Source organism: Dolichospermum sp. LEGE 00240 (genome assembly GCF_015207875.1).
Classification (GTDB): domain Bacteria; phylum Cyanobacteriota; class Cyanobacteriia; order Cyanobacteriales; family Nostocaceae; genus Dolichospermum; species Dolichospermum gracile.
Genome location: NZ_JADEVZ010000002.1, coordinates 181,187 through 201,700, shown reverse-complemented (window position 1 = coordinate 201,700; position 20,514 = coordinate 181,187). Strand labels below are relative to the sequence as shown.

General features: G+C 39.7%; 12 protein-coding genes and 1 pseudogene. 6 read left to right on the top strand and 7 right to left on the bottom strand.

Annotated elements, in window-relative coordinates:
• Positions 1-4,766: choice-of-anchor I family protein (locus IQ226_RS00910; RefSeq protein ID WP_193890906.1), on the bottom strand; the 4,766-nt coding region annotated here is incomplete at its 3' end.
• Positions 4,767-5,282: 516 nt separating this feature from the next.
• Positions 5,283-5,516: a hypothetical protein gene (locus IQ226_RS00905; protein WP_039200269.1), complete on the bottom strand. Its 234-nt coding sequence runs from the start codon at positions 5,514-5,516 to the stop codon at positions 5,283-5,285.
• 312 nt (positions 5,517-5,828) lie between these two features.
• Between IQ226_RS00905 and IQ226_RS00900 the strand changes: the two genes are divergently transcribed.
• A complete protein-coding gene (locus IQ226_RS00900; protein WP_193890903.1) occupies positions 5,829-7,871 on the top strand; it encodes an NAD(P)/FAD-dependent oxidoreductase in 2,043 nt (680 codons plus the stop codon).
• Between the two features lie 400 nt (positions 7,872-8,271).
• On the opposite strand, the gene dnaX is transcribed toward IQ226_RS00900, so the two are convergent.
• Positions 8,272-10,569, bottom strand: coding sequence for a DNA polymerase III subunit gamma/tau (gene dnaX / locus IQ226_RS00895; RefSeq protein WP_193890900.1), 2,298 nt, complete (start codon positions 10,567-10,569; stop codon positions 8,272-8,274).
• A 316-nt stretch (positions 10,570-10,885) separates the two neighbouring features.
• Between dnaX and IQ226_RS00890 the strand changes: the two genes are divergently transcribed.
• The 4 genes from IQ226_RS00890 (at position 10,886) to IQ226_RS00875 (ending at position 15,933) form a co-directional block, all read left to right on the top strand.
• Positions 10,886-11,545 carry a hypothetical protein gene (locus IQ226_RS00890; RefSeq protein WP_193890897.1) on the top strand — a complete coding sequence of 220 codons (660 nt, stop codon included), beginning with the start codon at positions 10,886-10,888 and terminating at the stop codon, positions 11,543-11,545.
• Between the two features lie 500 nt (positions 11,546-12,045).
• Positions 12,046-14,871 carry a tetratricopeptide repeat protein gene (locus IQ226_RS00885; protein WP_370567056.1) on the top strand — a complete coding sequence of 942 codons (2,826 nt, stop codon included), beginning with the start codon at positions 12,046-12,048 and terminating at the stop codon, positions 14,869-14,871.
• A gap of 237 nt (positions 14,872-15,108) precedes the next feature.
• Positions 15,109-15,438 carry a ParA family protein gene (locus tag IQ226_RS00880; RefSeq protein WP_228039174.1) on the top strand — a complete coding sequence of 110 codons (330 nt, stop codon included), beginning with the start codon at positions 15,109-15,111 and terminating at the stop codon, positions 15,436-15,438.
• 99 nt (positions 15,439-15,537) lie between these two features.
• The gene (locus IQ226_RS00875) at positions 15,538-15,933 is read left to right on the top strand and encodes a hypothetical protein (RefSeq protein ID WP_193890891.1); all 396 of its coding nucleotides are present in this window, start codon (positions 15,538-15,540) and stop codon (positions 15,931-15,933) included.
• Positions 15,934-15,953: 20 nt separating this feature from the next.
• Here IQ226_RS00875 and IQ226_RS00870 read toward each other — a convergent pair whose 3' ends face one another.
• Positions 15,954-16,907, bottom strand: coding sequence for a nucleotidyl transferase AbiEii/AbiGii toxin family protein (locus IQ226_RS00870; protein ID WP_193890888.1), 954 nt, complete (start codon positions 16,905-16,907; stop codon positions 15,954-15,956).
• Between the two features lie 186 nt (positions 16,908-17,093).
• On the opposite strand from IQ226_RS00870, the pseudogene IQ226_RS00865 reads away from it, so the two are divergent.
• Positions 17,094-17,802, top strand: a pseudogene (locus IQ226_RS00865) (ISAzo13 family transposase); the annotation flags it as partial.
• On the opposite strand, the gene IQ226_RS24830 reads toward IQ226_RS00865, so the two are convergent.
• The 3 genes from IQ226_RS24830 to IQ226_RS00850 form a co-directional block, all read right to left on the bottom strand.
• Positions 17,786-18,019: a GUN4 domain-containing protein gene (locus IQ226_RS24830; RefSeq protein WP_228039180.1), complete on the bottom strand. Its 234-nt coding sequence runs from the start codon at positions 18,017-18,019 to the stop codon at positions 17,786-17,788. The pseudogene IQ226_RS00865 and the gene IQ226_RS24830 sit on opposite strands and share 17 nt — an antisense overlap.
• Before the next feature lie 602 nt (positions 18,020-18,621).
• Positions 18,622-19,230 carry a leucine-rich repeat domain-containing protein gene (locus IQ226_RS00855; RefSeq protein WP_193890949.1) on the bottom strand — a complete coding sequence of 203 codons (609 nt, stop codon included), beginning with the start codon at positions 19,228-19,230 and terminating at the stop codon, positions 18,622-18,624.
• Between the two features lie 69 nt (positions 19,231-19,299).
• A complete protein-coding gene (locus tag IQ226_RS00850; RefSeq protein ID WP_228039173.1) occupies positions 19,300-20,310 on the bottom strand; it encodes a trypsin-like peptidase domain-containing protein in 1,011 nt (336 codons plus the stop codon).
• Positions 20,311-20,514: the final 204 nt, after the last annotated feature.

Here is a 20,514-nt window from a genome sequence, read left to right as displayed (position 1 = left end):
TTTGCAGTTAAGTCATTTGCACTAGCTGTATCATCTGTCGCAATAGAAGTGGCTACAGTGACACTTTGGTTAGATTGAGCATCTCCTGTGCGGGTGACAGTGAAATTAACTGCACTTCCTTCTGTTGCTGAAGCAGCAGCAATACTAAATATGGGTGCAGCGTCATCATTATTAATTGTTCCCTTCGCTGTGCCATTTGTGGAACTAACAACCGCACCATTATTAGGATTACTCAAACTCACAGTAAAAGTCTCATTGCCTTCAAATAGGCTATCTTGAGTTGTTTGAACAGTGAAAGTTTTGCTAGTTTCTCCTGTGGCAAATGTCAGAGTTTGAGTTTTTGCAGTTAAGTCATTTGCACTAGCTGTATCATCTGTCGCAATAGAAGTGGCTACAGTTACACTTTGAGCAATCAGATTATCTCTCGAACGAGTCACAGTGAAATTGATGGCATTTCCTTCCAACGCTTCAGCCGCCGAAATTCTAAATTCCGCTGGTGTATCATCGTCAGTAATAGTTCCCAAAGCTATTCCATTTGTAGAACTAATAATTGCACCATTGGTAGGACTGCTTAAACTAACAGTGAAAGTCTCATTGTCTTCCACAAGGGAATCTTGAATTGTGGCAACTGTGAAGGTTTTAGTCGTTTCTCCCTGTGCAAATGTGAGAGTTTGAGTATTTCCACTAAAGTCACTGGCAGTTGCTGTATTTTGTGCCTCAATAGAGGTAGATACGGTAACAGTTTGGTTAGCTTGAGCATCTCCAGTGCGGGTCAAAGTGAAATTAATTGCACTTCCTTCTAATGCCTGAGCAGCAGCAATACTAAATATGGGTGCAGCATCATCATTATTAATTGTTCCTTTGGCTGTGGCATTTGTGGAACTAATGATTGCACCATTGGTAGCATTGCTTAAACTAGCAGTAAAAGTTTCTTGGTCTTCAAATAGGACATCTGGAGTTGTTTGGACAGCAAAGATTTTAGTAGTTTCTCCCTGTGCAAAAGTCAGAGTTTCCGTTTTTGCAGTCAAGTCCGTATCACTGGCTGTATCACCTGTAGCAATAGAGGTAACTACAGTCACACTTTGTTGAGCCTGGGCATCTCCTGTCCGAGTTACAGTAAAGTTAATAGCATTTCCTTCTGATGCCTCAGCGGTAGCAATGCTAAATATGGGTGCAGCGTCATCATTAGTAATAGTTCCCTGGGCTGTGGCGTTTGTAGAACTAATGATTGATACATTTGTAGGATTGCTTAAACTGACAGTAAATGTCTCATTTCCTTCAAACAGGACATCTGGAGTTGTTTGGACAGCAAAGGTTGTAGTAGTCTCTCCCGGTGCAAAAGTCAAAGTTGCTGTTTTTGCAGTCAAGTCAGTATCACTGGCTGTATCACCTGTAGCAATAGAGGTAGTTACAGTTACACTTTGTGAAGATGAATTATTTCCTGTCCGAGTGACAGTGAAAATTATGATATTTCCTTCTGTTGCTGAAGCTGAGGTGATAGCAAACTGTGGTAATTCATAATTCTTCAGAATAGCTAAGGGATTACTATTCGCACTAATTAAGGTGTCATCTCCCTGGGGTGAAAGTGTAAGTTGATTTATGTCCTTAAACCCATCAACATTAACGTTTAATAAATCTTGTGCTGGATTAAAATCGGTAATTATGTTGGGACTTTGCAGATATGCAGCATTAGCTAACCAAAAGGTATCTTGACCATCACCACCTGTTAAGGTGTTACCACCAAGACCAGAGAAGATGATATCATTACCAGTATCACCAAATACTTTGTCATTGCGATCGGGGAATATTTGATCATTGCCTGAACCACCTAAAGCCGTATCATTTTCCTTAGCAAAGATTTCATCATCACCTGCACCACCATCCAGGATATTGCCACCTCTTCCTGTTTCAACAGCACTAATATAGTCATTACCTGCTAAACCTAGTACAGTATAACCGCTTGTAAAGGCTGTTAGTGAATCATTTCCTGAAGTACCACTAATAGTAATAGGTAGATAATCAGGTAGCTCAATAATGCCTAGTTTCTCAGGAATTGTTGTGCCTGCAACATTAAAATCATTATCATTAATCACAGCGAGAATATTGGGGGCAACTAATGCCAAACCTTCTAATTTTTCAACCCCGGTGTAACCTATTTGGGCTGCATTAACAATTAAAGTTTTGTTAGCAGCAATAATTCCAGCGGTAGTTAATTCAGCCGGGCTTAATTGTTCAATAGTCTTACCACTTGGCAAAGTAAAGTTAGCAGGATTATTGATATTAGTCGCTGCTGCTAAATCTATTTGATAGATAAGTTTATTGGAAGTATTATCACTTCTATCATCTCGTTCTACAACGGCAAATTTACCATTACCCAAGGCAACAGCATCACCGATTTTATCAGTTTTGGCATTACCACTGCCTGTAATATCATCCAAGAGATAGAGATATTCACCAGTTACCTGTTTAGAAACTATGTCAAATTCCAAAATTCGCAAATTACGGGAATTTCTGGAGGTTGTATCAGTGCCATTATCGGGATTATCAATTGGACTTTGAATAAAAGCATATAACTTGTTACCTTCTAGTGCTATTGCTTCAAAGCCGCGATTTGCCCGTCTTTGGGCGTAAACTGCGGGTAATACCTCAGTTCCAAAAGTCCCTGCGGGTTGATCTGGTTCTGTGGCTGCTGCTGTTCCTTGGGGAACAAAACGATCAAGTAACTTCCCATTGACATCAAAATGGTAAATTGCGGGACGATATTCATCCACCAGCCAATAGTTGCCATTTGGTGCAATCACGATACCTTCGACATCAGCCCCTAAAGTATCATTAGGTAAGATTTGACCATTTAAATCAACGCCAATTTCATCAGTGTAAGCTGTTCCACCAGCCCCAGCTTGGACATTGGGAAGTCCAGTTAATGGAGTTGTACCATCTTCACGAAATAACCCAGTTCTTTTGGTAATTGTGATTTGATTAGTCGGTTGATTGAGTTCAAAACTGACTATTTCTGGTTGAAAATTGGGTAATAAAAACGGTCTATTTTGACCTGTGGGTTCACCATTGGGACCACGATCTGTATTAGTAACAAATTTGAGATTGCCATTATCTGCTACACCTTGGAAATACAATCCAGAAAACCCGCCCAAAAATATATCTTGTCCGGTAGAAGTTGTGCCTAATTTGGGTAGATTTTGAAATTCATAAGTAGTTAACTTTGGTGGGGAAGCTATTTCATAAAAGCTAACAGTATTACTAACTTCATTAGCAACTGCCAGCATTGGTTTAGCATTAGGACTATCTGCCGCAGAAATGAATTTTAAACCTTCAGGACTGATATCACCTTCGGTTCTAATATACTGAATAAACTCAGGTGCAGTTGGGTTACTGAGGTTATAAACCATTACCCCACCACCCGCACGTTCTAAGCCCACAAATCCATAAGGGACATCATCAATCACACCAACGATTACACTTTCCGGTTCAGGTCCTTTATTATCGGAACGAGTATCAAATTCAGTGGCTGAACCATTATTAGCATTAAAGAATGTAGGCGTTTGTTGTTTGAGAATTTGTTCGATTTGGTCGCCACTGTCATATACTAATTTACCCTGATCATCCCAGATTGAGAAAGAACGAGCGCCGTAAGCATAAAGTTGATCAAAGTCTCCGTCTCCGTCGGTATCTCCTAGTTTATTGGTAACGGTTAAACGTCCTAAATTTTCCGGTTTTTTCAACTCAGTAGCATTAGGAAAAGCTGTAGGATCAAGATTTAAACTAGAAACTCTTGCTTCTTCGTTAAATAGTGATCCTTCATTACCAAAAGTACCATCTGCTGTAGGACGAATCCGCGCATCTCCTTCATTGGCGGTGATATAATAGGTTTTATCAGCAATTTGAAAAGAGCTAATTGCATCGGGTTGATACATCCCGAAAATTGGCCAATTTTGAATATTAATTTTACCTCCACCACTAGAAGTACCATTAACATCTCTATCACTAGCATCAAGACCATTTCCTGGTAAATTATGATCTTTAAAACCTAATGGAACAATTTTAGTAATATTAGCAGTAGGAATGTCTAAAACTGCAAAGGCGTTATTTTCTTGTAGGGTAATAAATGCAGTTTTGCCATCGGGAGAAACTGCAATATACTCTGGTTCTAAATCTTGAGCAACGGTGGCATTAAGCCCAAAAAGTCTGACTCCGGCGGCTTTTAAAGTTTCTTTTTGCCCATTAAATGCCGTGAAATTTGCAGTTGTAACTTTACTGTTATCTAAACTGGCAATGTTTCCAGAAACATCAATAATACTAATTGAACCTTCTGGATCAATGGCATAATTTTCACTGGGTTCTCCTTCGTTGGTGACAAGTAATTTGCTACCATCCGCAGTGAAAGTGATCATGTCAGGTAAAGCACCTACTGTTACTTCGGAAATTTTAGTGAGAGTTACAGCGTCATAAAAAGCAATTTTACCAGGGTCGGTACTTGTAGTTGCAGAAATAGCGATCGCCACAATGCTATTTCCAGTTCCTATGCCTTTTCTGACGGCTACACTTTGAATTCCTGCACCTAAGCTAGAAAGATCAATGTTAGTAACTTGAGTGGGGTTATTTGCATCAGAAACATCCACTACTTGGAGAACAGGTTTATTCCCAGATTCTCCAGTCACAAACAGGCGTTGAGATATGGGGTCAAAATCAGAAATTTCTGCGCCGCTTAATTTGATAGTACCGATATGGTTAAGTTGAATTGAATTCATAATTTTTGTATTGACAATTAGAGGTTTGTTGTTACTTAGTCTGCAAGGGAGATTTTAGTCTTTTTGATCTCTAAAAAAATGAGTAAGTTTTTGACTATAAAGAGAATCTATCCCAATTTATTTAAGGAATAAATAATTAAAGGTTAAGGAAAATTAAAAAAAACTAGAATAACAGCTTATGTGTTAACCCTGTGTTTTCTAACTTTCAGTAATTTTTGTTCTATCAATTTGGTCTTATTCCCTGATTTGTAGGTTAGGTTGTGGAACGTAAACGTTCGCGGAGCGATTAGTATAAAACCGAACAAATGCGTTGGGTCGCGCTGTCGCTTAACCCAACAAAGCAGGAAATGGACAAGGTATTGATTCCCACAATAGATCATATCTGAAGGTGGAACGATAGCTTACCTTTAGGTAACTTGTTTGCGTAGCATTCTGTAGAAAGCGCTAAAAAATAAGTATTAATACTGGAGCAAGCAACCAATTAGTTATGACCTTCTCAAGTATATATTGTAGGTATTAAGGAAAGTTTTCCCATGCTTGAGTAACCAACTGACTTAACCAGCGTCTTTGTTGTCTATCTAACATCTGATCATCCGCTAATACTTGGGTCGTTAATTGATCTAAGGACTGACCCTGGGCGCGAACAACTCTAACTACACCAGCAATTACCGCAGCAACTAGTTCTTCATCAACTGGCTGTTTTCTGAGTGCAGATATTTCTTGGGGACTGTCTGGGATAGGATAATTCATGGCGTGGGTTTAGGAAATTTACAATATGAACAATAAACTTGATAGTAAGAATTCAGAGGTCAGGAGTCATGATGTAGGGGCGCAGGACTTGCGCTCAGTCAGGAAGCAGGAGGTAGAAAGAAGGCGGAAAAAGATTTTTCTTCTCTGTTCTCTTCAATCTCAAACCTTATGTATGCTGAGTCCTTACACTTGATAAATCATTAAAATTCTTTATGGGATCTTTATGAAGTTAATTAGCGCAGAGTCTAACCTAGTTTCTGCCTTTTTTTAATCTGTCTAAGTGAGTAAATGGATAGGAGATGTCAGAAAAATATGCAAGAACTTCTTTATTTAGAAATTCCTACGCCCGATACAGTATCCGTTAGCAAATGGCTACAAACAGATTTTGTTGTTGAAAATGGGCAAAAATTAATTACCCCAGATGGTTTGCGGTTGAGAAGCGCGGTTCAAAGTCCCACTTCTGGTGATGTAGAACTGTCTATATTTGTGTGGTCGGTGCAGCGAACAACTTATCTCAAGGTATTCCGTTGGGGAGATGAACCTTTTCCAGGGGAGAGAGGTATTCTCCAATCTCTGACACAGGAAATTAGAGGTCGCTTTCCTAATTGCTACCCGGAACTACCTGTCATTGATGCCCAAAATTCAATTTTCGCAGAGCTAGAACCTTATTATCCCTTAACTGTTAAGTATTTTCAGAAAATGTCTAATGGGGAATATCACCTCAACCGGGCTTACTGGTGGGAACAACGGTGGCGCGAAGGGGTAAGAAATCCGCAAAAGCCCCGTCAAGTGGTATTTTATCAAGGGAATAGCCAGGAAACATCACCTATTCTTTCTCCTGCTGCTAGTCCTGAGTATGACCTGATTTATATTGGTGGTGCTTTGGGGTCAATTCATGCGGCAGTGATGGCTAAATTGGGCTATAAGGTGCTGTTGGTGGAAAGATTACCTTTTGGTAAAATGAACAGAGAATGGAATATTTCTCGTGATGAAATCCAAAGTTTAATCAATTTGGGTTTGTTAACAAATGCTGAATTAGCAGAAATTATTTCTAGGGAGTATAAGGACGGTTTTAATAAGTTTTTTGATGGGAATAATCCTGCTAAGTTAAAATCCCCTGTTCTCCACACTCCTACTGTTCTGAATATAGCTTTAGATTCAGAAAGGTTACTGGCATTATGTGGACAAAAACTTCAAGCTGCTGGTGGTGATATTTGGGACGAAACGGAGTTTTCCCAGGTGAATATTAGTTCTACACAAGTTGCTATTAATGTCAAACATTTGCCTAGTGGCAATGAACGGCAAGTGAGTGGAAGGTTGTTGATAGATGCAATGGGAACGGCTTCACCGATCGCTTGGCAATTAAATGGTGGTCGGGCTTTTGATAGTGTGTGTCCAACGGTGGGAGCGGTGATTGAAAAGGGCTTTGAGCCTGGGGTTTGGGATTCTGAATATGGGGATGTTCTCTATAGTCATGGGGATATTTCTAGGGGACGACAGTTAATTTGGGAGTTGTTTCCTGGGGTTGGGGAAGAGTTGACGATTTATCTGTTTCACTATCATGAGGTGAATGAGCAAAATCCTGGTTCTCTGTTGGAAATGTATGAGGATTTTTTCACAATTTTGCCAGAGTATCGGCGTTGTGATTTGGATAAATTAGTGTGGAGGAAACCCACTTTTGGCTATATACCAGGACATTTTAGTGTAGATAGTAGCGATCGCACTATTGCAGTTGATAGATTAATTGCCATTGGTGATGCTGCTTCTTTGCAGTCTCCTCTAGTTTTTACTGGTTTTGGGTCTTTAGTCCGCAATTTAGACCGATTAACTACTCTGTTAAATATCGCGCTCAAACATGATTTATTAAGTCAGCAACACTTAAATAAAATTCGGGCTTACCAAAGTAATGTGGCGGTAATGTGGTTATTTTCTAAAGGAATGATGGTTCCTACTGGCAAATTTATCGCCCCCCAAATGATAAATGGGATGCTGAATACTTTCTTTGGGTTATTAACAGATGAAACCCCAGAAGTTACAGATAACTTCATTAAAGATCGTTGTGATTGGTTCACTTTTAACCGTCTCGCTTTGAAAGCAGCCATGAAAAATCCGGCTTTATTATTGTGGATTTGGCAATTAGCTGGTTGGCGAGATTTATTACGTTGGCTGGGTAATTATGTGAGCTTTGCTCGTCATGCTTTAGTCAGTCTGATTTTGGGGACATGGTTTCCACAATTCTTAAAATGGAATCAATCTTGGTTAGAAAATCGCTTTCCAGGATTATGGTTACAATTGTTAGTAATTAACTATGCAATTTCTACCGGTAGACCACGATTACCGCCGGCGTTGCGTTAGTTTTAGGGACTTCCAAGAAATAAATTATCCTGATTAACGAACCACGGAGGCGCAGAGGACACAGAGGAATAAGGGTTTGAGAGATTTTTGCGTTAGGTGGTTTATCGGTTGTCAAGAGATTGCTTCCTTTCACTCGCAATGACAACTCATGCAGCACAGGTTTATTAGAGACTTCCAATCAAAAAAATATCCCAAAATTTCTTGTGGTGCGGGACGAATTGCCCGCTAATCATCAAGGACGGGCAAGGATGCCCATCCCACAAAATTGGATCATTTTTTTGTGGAGTTCTCTTAGGAACGCAAATTTAATAACCTGCAATTCTGATGTAACCTGGAATGGTGCGTTACGCTGTCGCTAACACACCCTACTTTTGCACCTTATTTAATTCACATTCCTTATTTAATTATATTCATCATCAACATAGGATTCATATATCTCCGGTGTTTCTGCAGAACTAACAGAGTCCGATAGTTGGAAACTGTCATCTGTCATCCGAATAATTTCTCCCGAAAAGAATTTGGCTAAACTTTCCGCAGCTTTAACGACTCCATCATGATCCCAATTTGATGGAGATGGTAACACCGATGGCGGAGAAAGAGTTTGTACTGGTGCTGTATTGGTAACAACAGGCTCAATTTGGACTGGTGTGGGTAATGGCGTGGATACTGTAGCTACTGGTTGTGGTGTGGGTTGTGGTTCTGGTGGTTGTTGAACTGGAGGAGAAGTTGGTGGTGGTGGATTTCTCCTGGTAGATGTGGTGTTTGCAGCGGTAGCTTTTTCTAAAGTAACTTGAATTTCTTGCTGGAAAGTTTGTCTAAAGGCTGTGGTGATAATAGGTAAATAAGATTTCACTTTGTCATACCAAACCGCTTTTACACCTACACGGGCAGTGTGACCATTAAATTCCATTAAGTGGCACATTTGACCCAGTAATGCTTGTGTGGGTAACTGTTGAATATGTCCACGAACTTGTTGCCAAAGTTGAGTTAAATCGGATTGTGAACTTTCTCCTACTGGTTGATGGTTTGTGGGTGGTGGAGATACAAGTTCTTGGGGTGGTGGTGGTGCGAAATTAACAGATGGATTGTGATTTGTGGGTGGATATGCTGGTGGTGCAGCAACGGGTGGATATGTTGGGGTTGCAGCGGTTGTATTGGTTCTTGGCAGGATATTTGCAGTTGGGATTTGAATATTGGCACTGGGTAATAATCCCAGTAATGTTACTTCTAACCATAACCGGGGTTGAGTGGTGTTTTTTAGTTGGACTTCGGCTGTTCTTAGATGTTGTTGTCCTAGCAAAATGGTACTGATGTCAAATTTTTGGGCAAATTCAACTAATGATGTCCAAGTTGACTGAGTACAAGCAACTAAATCTTGACGATTGGGGGCAGTTTTAGCGATGAGAAAATCTCGATAAAAAGCGGCGAGATTTTGGAGAATAATTAGGGGTTCTCGTCCTCTATCGAGGATTTTCCGGGTAGTGTCTAGGACTATTTCTGCTTGATCTTGAGCGATCGCTTCTAACAATCCAAATAGGTCTTTTTCGCTGACTGAACCCACCAAATCCCAAACTTTATCCGGTGTCACTTCCCCAGCGACTAAAGCTAATTGATCTAATAAACTTTCTGCATCTCTTAATCCCCCTTGGGCAATTTGTCCTACTAAAGTCAGAGAATCATGGGAAATATTAATACTTTCTTTATCGGCAATATGTGTTAAATGCTTTACCATTGCCTCTAACTGAATCCGTCGAAAATCAAACCTTTGACAACGAGAAATAATTGTTGGTAATACCCTTTGTGGGTCTGTTGTCGCCAGAACAAAAACAACGTGCTTGGGTGGTTCTTCTAGGGTTTTAAGTAACGCATTAAACGCTGCGGTACTTAGCATATGACAGTTATGTACTAGTAATCCATTAGCTACAAAGTTATGATTATCCTCAACTTCCAGATCATAAACTCGCTCAACTCCAGCGAGGTGAACAGATTCTACCTTTTCCAAATTTGTAAATGAGCGTGCCGCATCCACATTCACAGGGGATAGTATCTTCATTCCTTCTTTTACGTCTTTGGCTGCTATCCATCCCTGATCAGTCCTGATTAAATGATTACTTGTACACTTAATTTCTCTGTGAGTTGTTTTGATAACTAAAGTTTGCTTTTCCCCTTGATCTAACCAACGGACAACTTTTTTAAATTCCCATTTTTTAGAGGATTCATTGTAACTAAGAACTTTTTGTCCTTTAATATTCGGGTTGTCAATGCGAACAAGTCCGGTATTAGTGAGAATTAAAGAATCTCCTGTTAGACATTCATCAATCACATATACTTTATAACGGCACTGCATCGGGGCAAACTGCGCCCGTTCAATCAGTTCCCGGATATTATCAACACCAGTATTACTAGCAGCGTCAATTTCAATAACATCAGTAGAATAGCCTTTAGTAATACCCTGACAGATTTCACAAACGCCGCAGGGTTGGGGGGTTGGCTGGTTGCCTTGGAGACAATTGAGAGATTTGGCGAGAATTCTCGCACTGGAAGTTTTTCCTGTACCTCTGGGGCCAGTGAACAAATAGGCAGGGGCGATTTTCGCTGAGAGGATGGCATTTGTTAGGGTAGTAGCGATCGCCTCTTGACCCACTAGTTCAGCGAAGCTCTTTGGCCGATACTTATGGTGCAGTGGTTCGTAAGACATGGAGACAGGTTTAAATCCGTATTATATTCCAGGTAAATTTTTGGGTTTTATTATTGTAACAACTCATAGCGCTCGATTTTGAATTGACTCCACCCTAAAGGACGGGTCTTGTACCAAATTTTTGAATCTAAAATCTAAAATTTTTATAGTTTTAAATCTCTAGTAGTCTGTCAAAAACTAATTGACGGGTAAATAAATTTTTCTTCTTCCTTCGCGCTCTTTGCGTCCTTCGTGGTTCATTTTCTCCTTATCCGTCAAAATAAATTTGACGAACTACTAGTCACTCCCACAGCTAAAATTTTAATAGGCAACATCAATGGTGCATCAAATGTTCAAGCGGCTAATTCAATGGCTCAAAAAAATTTTTCGGCACTTGTTTGGTGGTAAACAAAATCTCACCCTTAGTCGAGAGGAAGTCCCCACACAAGTAGCTCCACCCCTAAGTGATACAGATTTAGAATTTCTATTTACAGAACTACTAGAAGGGGTTCATCAGGTCAAGGGACAAGCTTGGGCGCAAAAATGGTTACATAATCTTGAACATCGTGTTAGTACGGAACAGTGGTTAGAATGGTTAATGCGTTTTGGAGACAGATTATTAGCATCTGCTAAACCACATAATGAATTAGCAGCCAGATTAGTCCAACTTGGTGAGCTAGGAGTTGGGGAAATCGGCAATCTGTCCTACGATATAGGCATGAAAGTCTTAACACTTAATCCAGGAGAACCAATTTGGGAATATGATGGTCCTGATGTAGTCGAGAGTAATCCCTTAGTATCTGCCAACACAGAGGAAAATTTATCCGAAGGGGAATACAAAACTGTCACCCTAGATGAACTGTTGATGATGTTGCAACAGGATGAGAACCTATGTGAACAAATCTCCCAACAATTAGGAGTGGAAACACAAAATCCCGAAGAGATTATTCAGGCATTGGTTAATCAGTATAATGAAGCGAACGAACCTTCTGTATAATCAAAACTGAGGACTGACACTTTTCGTGATTATAGTCTTCAGTTTTAGGAAACACAGGATTAGGGAAAATTACGCTTTTTGTGAAATAGTATAAAAAGGATTTTTAACTCAGTCTGATGAAGACAAATCCCCATAAGTAGGTGGGCGTTAAAAATTGTCGTTGGGGCAAGGGAACAGGGAACTCTTAACTGGGGACAGGAAGAGAGTTTGGAGTGATTTTACTTTTCTTCACATACCTTTAAATTTTTCTGTTCATCTACTTAACTCAAGTTTGATTTGTTAGGTGTAGCTATTAGTATTGTTACGCAGGTCTATTAAATTTTCTAGACTTTTCCGTAATTAATAATTTTTTTGACACAACAATAGCTACAATCTAGGAGAAAGAAAATCCCATAAATTGGCAGATGTTCAGGTGGCTCTTGCAGTGGCTTAACAGATTTTTACAGTACCCCTTTGGCCGTCTTGGGATAGGTGATCCCAAGTCTAGTCAAGGCAATCTGGTGGCAGATCAACCACCAGAACTCACGAATGCGGATCTAGAGTTCTTATTTAACGAACTCCTAGAAGGAGTGCATCAAGCGCGAGGACAACAATGGGCATTAAAGTATTTGCAGCGGATGGAACCGCGTATTACTGCTGACCGTTGGATAGATTGGCTGTTGATATTTGGAGACAAATTATTAGCTTCTCCCGCACCGAATCTTCAGTTAGCGGAGCGGATGGTGAAACTGGGTGAGTTGAGTATTGGAGAGGTTAGTAACTTGTCCTATGACATTGGGATGCAGCTATTGCGGCGCAATCTTCATCGGGAGTATGAAAGTACGCAAGAGTCACAGGAGTGGGAAATTTCCATACCGACCCAGGGGGAGTTAGATACTCCTGGCCAAGAATTGCTGCGCCAATTTGGGGAACAAATTTGGCAATATCAGGAAATGGAACCTGTAAGTAGTCTACAATCCCCAATGGTTGAGGAGCCATTCACTGGTGAGTCTCTAGAGTTAAGTCATGAGTTTTTGGCTGAAGATATTTTTGACAATACTGCCAAGACGGAAAATGACTATCAGAGTTATGAGCATAAAATTCAGGAATTTTCCCAGAATGTAGCGGATATAATTGCCGATCCAGAATCTCCCAGGGAGCAAAGCTGGCATGAGTCTTTGGTAAATTTAGAACCGCAGTTAGCAGCCACTTTCGATGAGTTGGTGGTGCGGTTGGAGCAAAGTAACAATCTTGTTCAGCAGTTAGCGTCGGAATTGGCAATTCGTGATGGTCAGATTGTGCAGCAATCCAGATCACAAATGGTTGTTACTAATCCGGCAGAAAGTTTATTTTATGAAGGGTTACAGCAAGCTAAGGATGGAAACTTATTAGCGGCTTTGGATTTGTATAAACGAGCTAGTCAAATCCAACCTCAAGCTTATGAATATTGGTTTAATCAGGGGTTGACACTGTTTTATTTGCAACGGTTTACAGAGGCGATCGCTGCTTATGACCAAACCCTGGCTCTCAAACCGGATTTCTATAAGGTTTGGTATAGCCGAGGCGGTATTCTCGGTGAGTTGGGAGACTTTGATGGGGCTATTGCTTCTTTTGATCAAGCGATCGCTATTAAACCAGATTATCAACCAGCTTGGTCTAGCAGAGGCTTGGCATTACTCAAGTTAGGTTTGATCGGGGAAGCCATTGATAGTTATGATCAAGCCTTGAATTTAGAACCCCAAGACGGGGAAACTTGGTATTACCGAGGTATAGCTTTAGCTGTGGTTGAGCAATATGCAGAGGCGATCGCTAGTTACGACCAAGCCCTCCATCTCGAACCCAACTATCATGAAGTATGGATAGACCGGGGTGTGGTGCTATTTAATTTAAAACAATGGTCAGAAGCGATTGAATCTTGGGATCAAGCCCTGGCTGTGCAACCAGAATTTTATTTAGCTTGGTATAACCGGGGTGTGTCCTTTGAAAACTTAGGTTGTCGGGAAGATGCGATCGCCTCCTATCAACAAGCGATCGGCATCAAACCCGATTTCCATCCGGCATGGTATAACCAAGCCGTAGCCCTATTTTACCTAGATCGTTTCCCTCAAGCCATTTCCTGCTATGACAGCGCCTTAGAAATTAAACTAGACTATTGGGAAGCTTGGCTAGGAAGAGGGGCCGCTGCTGGTCATCTCACCCCCCAACAATCATCACTAATTGTCGTCAGCAGCATTTCTGCCGCCAATCCCGCCCTCAACTTAGGCGGCTATGAAGGTAAATTAGCTAGTTATCAAGAAGGTTTAAAACATCTTCGCCCCGATACCCATCCAGAAGGTTGGGGAAGATTACATATAGCTATTGGTAATACTTATTACGAGCAAGGCAAAAAAGCAACTGCACATCGGGATTATTGGCATCATGCCATGTCTGAATACCAATTGGCACTATCCACCCTCACACCAGAAGGTTTTCCTGACTTGCATTTAGAAATTTTGCAACTTCTAGTCAAAGTCCTTGTTTGTTTAGGAGAAACAACAGCCGCCCAAGAACTACAAAAATGGGGAATTGAACTATTACAACAATTACTCAATCAGCCCACCCGTTCTGATGAAAATAAAAAACAACTCTTACTAAAATTCATAGGTTTGGGACAACTAGCAGTTGATTTGGCTGTAAATACAGGAGACTTAGTAGAAGCTTGGGAAATCGCTGAACAGGGTAAAAATAATTGTTTACAGTGGTTAATACCTGATTTAAATTATCAACTTCAGTCGGGGAATTATTATGTTATTCAAAAATTGCTGAATCCATCCACAGCTATAATTTATTGGCATATTAGTCCAGCCGCTTTGCACACATTCATTATCAAAGATCAAGCCCCATCTCCCATTTTACTTTTTACACCTATCCAAGATATAGAAGCAATTCCAGAGGGAGTAAGACGCTTAATTGAATTTGAACAATGGTTAGCAGATTGGCAACAGTCAGCAACACTATCCAAACTATTAGAGTTGCAAAATATCTTGAATATTTCCACAATTATTCAAGAATTGGAAGGGGTAGAGACAATCATTTTAATTCCCCACCGTGACCTATACAAGTTACCTTTGCACAGTTTATTTAATCTGTCTTTTGTTTCGGTAGCCTCTGCAAAGGTGGCAAATTACAATATTAGCTATCTACCCAGTGTAGCTATGGGAATGTATTTACAATCTCAATCATCCTCTAATGGTCATCAGGACTATCCTCTACTCAAATCTGATAGCGAAGCGCGACATAGGAATCAATTAGCATCAGAAATCATTAGCGAAACCTTTGCTATTTCTCAGGATTTTCTGAGTTATTAAGAGATGATTGTTAACAGTTGACTGTTAAGGTAAGTAGGTGAACCGAAAAATTTAAAGGTATGTGAAGAAAACTAAAATCGCCTAAAACTCTCTTCCTGTCCCTTACTGTCTAAGGTTTTACAGGAGGGTATTATTGTATGATAAATCAGCAACTAAAGTTATTAATTGAGTACCGTTTATCTGAAAGTGAAGAAACTTTAAGAGAAGCAAAGATTTTACTCAATCAATCAGCTTTTCGTGGTACCAGTTCAGACTCATTACAAGGCATTTAAGGGAACGGAGTTATTGTTGGATAGCATCAAACAGGTGAAGAAACATATCAATCCGAAATTAGCGATCGCCGGATTTGTACCAACGTTGTATGTGAACGCCAACCAAGACAAAGTGATTTTGGAGGCTTTGGAACAACAGTTATCACCACTAGCCAAAGTTTATCCGAAGATACCCCGGGCCACAGCCTTTGCGGATGCAGTAATGAATAGTCAACCCTTGGCTGTATATGACCCCAAACATCCAGCGATCGCAGTGTTGAAAAAGATTGCCCAGGGGGTCGTTTGCCATTGTTGAATTTACCCGATCATGTCCTGGAAACCTTGCGGCAGGGTCAACTAGAATACACCAAGTTCCCAAGAGAAACATAAAAATCTCGAAGCACTTAGAGAAAAGATGCAAGGGGGTGTATTTGGGGAATTGGCTGCAAATATACCGATAGAACCCAAGGGGGCTATAAAAATGTCAGAGGTTCTCCAACAGTTCGTTGAACCTTATTTAGATACAGTACACAATTTGAAACAATGTAAGGCTTTATTGAGTTTAGCTGCAATAGCCTGGAATGCTGCGGTAATGCCTGAATCAGAACAAAAAACAATACTTGATACTTTTCTGGAACAACAGTTGTCGTCTCAGGATGCAGAAACTCAACAGGGGGTTACACAAATGATTACTGAACTAATTACTAGAAAAAATCAGCACTTCTCGCACATTAAACGGTTAATCATGGACTTTGATGTGACAGAATCTGGACAAAGATATGATATCTCTGTGGCTTCAACTTTGTTATAAACCAAGTGACTATAGTTTCGTCATTCCCAGTCTTGTTGAGATTCGCTAAATGTTCTAGTTGTCTTGTTTAAATTAAAATCAGCCGCCATTAAATCAATACCATCAATAATTTTACTAGGTTCGGCAATTCCCAAAGCCGTAAAACATTTGTCTCGATAATTGGGGTGATTTTGGAAAAAGGCGATCGCTTTTTTTAAAGGTTCAATTACAGGATAAGCTGATTCTGCCTTCTCAATAGCTGCTTGAGGAATGGGAGAATTGAGCCTTTGCATAGCCAAATCAATTAAATCTCTCGACTCTACCGAGGAATCATTCCATCTGTCAGAATTAGCTAAAAGTTTTTCTGCAAAACTGTCAATTTGATTTAAGCATGGGACAGACGACCAACTGGGATAATCTGCCTCTCCCAATTCAATCCGTCCTTCCATAATTATCTCAAATTTAATCAGAGTTTCATCAACAATAATGGCAAATCTTATTCCGTACTGGTCAGCTTTAATTTCTCCGGGTAGGTTGAGATTATTTTGAGTGTTAAAAAGGGCATTATATTGATTTTCAGCTATTTTTTGGCGCAGTAATCGGTAGCCAGTACCAGTGGAACAGAGAAAATCTATATCCTTACTTAATCTATATTCCCCATGATTTAAACTAACCAGAGTCCCACCGCCAAAATACGCGCCACACTCTAATAAAAAATTAGCATTTAATTGATTAAGAACAATTAAAATTTTTTGATGAAATTCCCTTTCAAACATTTTCGCTCCTAACCATGAATGATAATATTCAGCTAATTGTTGCACAAATAAGGCTTCCGTATGGATCAAGTTGCCTAAAACTCCCCGGTAATGCCACCCGCGTTCATATATTCTCAGCATTTCTAAAGGAGTAAGATTTTCTATATCTTCTCTTTGCCAACATAATTTTTCTAAAAACGGTAATTTCTCTGGAGTTTTAATTTGAAGTCTAATTAACATTGGGGTTATACTGGAGTTTAGTATTTTGAATCAGGGAATAGGAAGAAAATTGAAGCAGGAGTCAGGTTTCGCATTGATAAATAATTATTATAATTGTCAATTAAGAGAACTCCACAGAATAATTGATCCTATAATGAGAGAAGATAATTTCAGTGTGCAGCTAACCTCATGCGTCCAAAATCTATCATTGAACTCACGGAGAACCTAAAATCTCTGTATATAAAAACAGCCAAAAAACTCAAGGGAAGCGACCGAAGACAATTCATGGCAGAAGTAGTCAAAGGATTGGGAATAGGGGGACAGACTTTAGTAGAACGGGAGTTAGGATGGAATAGACAGGACCATCAGGAAAGGGATGCAGGAATTAGAAAGTGGTCAGCCGATTATTGATGGTTTCGACCGAAGTGGACGCAAGGGGGCAGAAGTAAAATTACCGAACTTATTGAAGGATATAAAATCCTTAGTAGACCCACAAAGTCAAACTGACCCCAGCTTTAAAAGTACACGATTATATACACCCATGACAGCAAGTGAAGTTCGTCGTCAACTAATTGCACAATGTGGATACACGAACGAAGAACTACCAACATCTGAAACAATTCGCCGAAAATTGAATGATTTGGGTTATACCTTAAAACGAGTTCTTAAAACTAAGCCTATCAAGAAGATTCCCGAAACAGAAGCTATTTTTGAACAAGTCGAAGAGATTAATACTGAAGCTGATAATGACCCTCATACTCTGCGGATATCCATTGATGCGAAGGTGGCAGTCAAGGTGGGAGAATTTGACCGAGGTGGTACAACTCGGATGCCAACAGTATCATTAGACCACGACTTCCCGCCAGAGACAACGCTGATTCCCTATGGCATTTTTCTACCTAATTTTTCACATCTTCAAGTCTTAACCATCCTTCCTGTTCTCGTTTAGTCAACTTTTTCATCAATTCCCAAGTTTCTAAATCTGCATCTCGCCATTTTCCTGCTTTTAACAATGCTTCTAACTTTTGAAATATAACAGGTGTAGGTTCATTTGTAGGACTAGGATTATTAGGAGGGGTATTAGCTTGGGTATTATCTTGAATATTACTAATTAAATTGGGGAATTTTTCCATCTGGTATTTTTGCCCGTCATGGGTGATAATCTCATAAATGCCATATCCCGCTTTTTTCACCACATGATTGGCTGTTAGCACGGTGTAGGTATTACCATTTTTGGCAATAATTACTCCTGAACCCTTACCATCTAATCCACCAATCATGACGGTGATTGGTTTAGCGATATCATTAACTTGTACAGGAGTTAAGGCAGATACGGGTTGGTATTGTACTATAGCTAGGGTTGTTGTCCCTAGAACTACGCCTAATCCCTGGGAAAATTTCATAGTCCTTTGTCTGTTATAATACTATTTTTTATAGTAGCCTTTCTTTGTACTTCACGCAAAGATGTAAGACAGACAGACAGCCAGGGAATAAATTCCCTGTCTGAAAGCTCAAGTCGGTTAAAACCGACTGGGGATTTGATTGGGTTTGCTCAATAGTAATGCACCATGATCAAGGATTATGGGTAAAATGAGGTATAAAGCGAGTCATTTATTCTTGTGCCTATATGGCTATTTAATCAATGATTCTCAGTAGGGTGTGTTAGCGATAGCGTAACGCACCATTATCAATGATTCTGTGCATTACGGATTTCATCCTAACGCACCCTACAATACTAAAACTTACAAATAGACTCTGGTTGCAGAGGACATTGTTTAGAGACAAGTGGATTTCCCTCAAGGTTAAGCCTAGTCAATTTAGTCAGATTAGACAAAGGTTTGATATCGCTGATTTGATTTTCCCGAAGGTCTAGCCAAGTCAATTTAGTCAGATTAGACAAAGGTTTGATATCGCTAATTTGATTTTTCTCAAGGTGAAGGAAAGTCAAATTAGTCAGATTAGACAAAGGTTTGATATCGCTAATTTGATTTCCCTCAAGGGAAAGCAAAGTCAAATTAGTCAGATTAGACAAAGGTTTGATATCGCTAATTTGATTTCCCACAAGGGAAAGGCTAGTCAAATTAGTCAGATTAGACAAAGGTTTGATATCGCTAATTTGATTTTCCACAAGCCGAAGCCTAGTCAATTTAGTCAGATTAGACAAAGGTTTGATATCGCTAATTTGATTTTTCCTAAGCCAAAGCTCAGTCAAATTAGTCAGATTAGACAAAGGTTTGATATCGCTAATTTGATTTCCCTCAAGGGAAAGCAAAGTCAAATTAGTCAGATTAGACAAAGGTTTGATATCGCTAATTTGATTTCCCTCAAGCCGAAGCCTAGTCAATTTAGTCAGATTAGACAAAAGATTAGACAAAGGTTTGATATCGCTAATTTGATTTATCGAAAGGGAAAGCTAAGTCAAATTAGTCAGATTAGACAAAGGTTTGATATCGCTAATTTGATTTTTCCTAAGCCAAAGCTCAGTCAAATTAGTCAGATTAGACAAAGGTTTGATATCGCTAATTTGATTTCCCTCAAGGGAAAGCTCAGTCAAATTAGTCAGATTAGACAAAGGTTTGATATCGCTAATTTGATTTTCCTCAAGGTAAAGCTCAGTCAAATTAGTCAGCGTTTGATTAGCTTGACCACAATTTTGGGTTTTAGCAACTTGTAGTAATACTTCTACCGTTCTTCTTGTCTGTTGAGATAAATTGGCTTTTTGTTGACACCATTCTGTAAAAGTTTGAGCAATCAAATAACCTGGCCACTTTTCCGTCGGTATTCCCTGAACACCATCTCTTGCTAACGCTGATTCACTTCTGCCAAATTCAGCCTTACCATAAATACCAATTACTTCCCCCTGGTCGTTTAATATTGGTCCCCCACTCATCCCCGGTCTTGGACTCCCACTCAAAAATAAATCATATCCCAGATTTTCTCCCCTTCCTCTAGCTGTAATTTGGGATGTTAAAAAGAAGTAATTTCGCTGTTGACTATTAGAAATAGAAGGAATAGGAAATCCAGATTTATATACCGTTGCACCTTCTTCAACTGTCCGAGAATCAGCAATTTTAGCAAGGGGATAATTTTTGTCACTGGTAAATCTGACTAAGGCTAAATCTAATTTTCCCAGAATTTGAGCTTTGTTTTCCATCGGGTATTTTTGCCCGTCATGGGTGATAATCTCATAAACACCATATCCCGCTTTTTTCACCACATGATTAGCTGTTAGCACAGTGTAGGTATTACCATTTTTGTCAATAATTACTCCTGAACCCTTACCATCTAATCCTCCAATCATGACGGTGATTGGTTTAGCGATATCATTAACTTGTACAGGAGTTAAAGCAGATACGGGTTGGTATTGTACTATAGCTAGGGTTGTTGTCCCTAGAATTACTCCTAATCCCTGGGAAAATTTCATAGTCCTTTGTCTGTTATAATACTATTTTTTATAGTAGCCCTTCTTTGTACTTCACGCAAAGATGTAAGACAGCCAGACAGCCAGGGAATAAATTCCCTGTCTGAAAGCTCAAGTCGGTTAAAACCGACTGGGGATTTGATTGGGGAGCGCTTAATAGTAATGCACGTTAAAACCGACTGGGGATTTGATTGGGGAGCGCTTAAT

What these genes read in the sequence shown, in the direction of transcription:
- IQ226_RS00905 (WP_039200269.1), bottom strand. Translation starts at nt 5,516, where the DNA reads ATGAATTATCCTATCCCAGACAGTCCCCAAGAAATATCTGCACTCAGA.
- IQ226_RS00900 (WP_193890903.1), top strand. Translation starts at nt 5,829, where the DNA reads ATGCAAGAACTTCTTTATTTAGAAATTCCTACGCCCGATACAGTATCC.
- dnaX (WP_193890900.1), bottom strand. Translation starts at nt 10,569, where the DNA reads ATGTCTTACGAACCACTGCACCATAAGTATCGGCCAAAGAGCTTCGCT.
- IQ226_RS00890 (WP_193890897.1), top strand. Translation starts at nt 10,886, where the DNA reads ATGGTGCATCAAATGTTCAAGCGGCTAATTCAATGGCTCAAAAAAATT.
- IQ226_RS00875 (WP_193890891.1), top strand. Translation starts at nt 15,538, where the DNA reads ATGCAAGGGGGTGTATTTGGGGAATTGGCTGCAAATATACCGATAGAA.
- IQ226_RS00870 (WP_193890888.1), bottom strand. Translation starts at nt 16,907, where the DNA reads ATGTTAATTAGACTTCAAATTAAAACTCCAGAGAAATTACCGTTTTTA.
- IQ226_RS24830 (WP_228039180.1), bottom strand. Translation starts at nt 18,019, where the DNA reads ATGGAAAAATTCCCCAATTTAATTAGTAATATTCAAGATAATACCCAA.
- IQ226_RS00850 (WP_228039173.1), bottom strand. Translation starts at nt 20,310, where the DNA reads ATGAAATTTTCCCAGGGATTAGGAGTAATTCTAGGGACAACAACCCTA.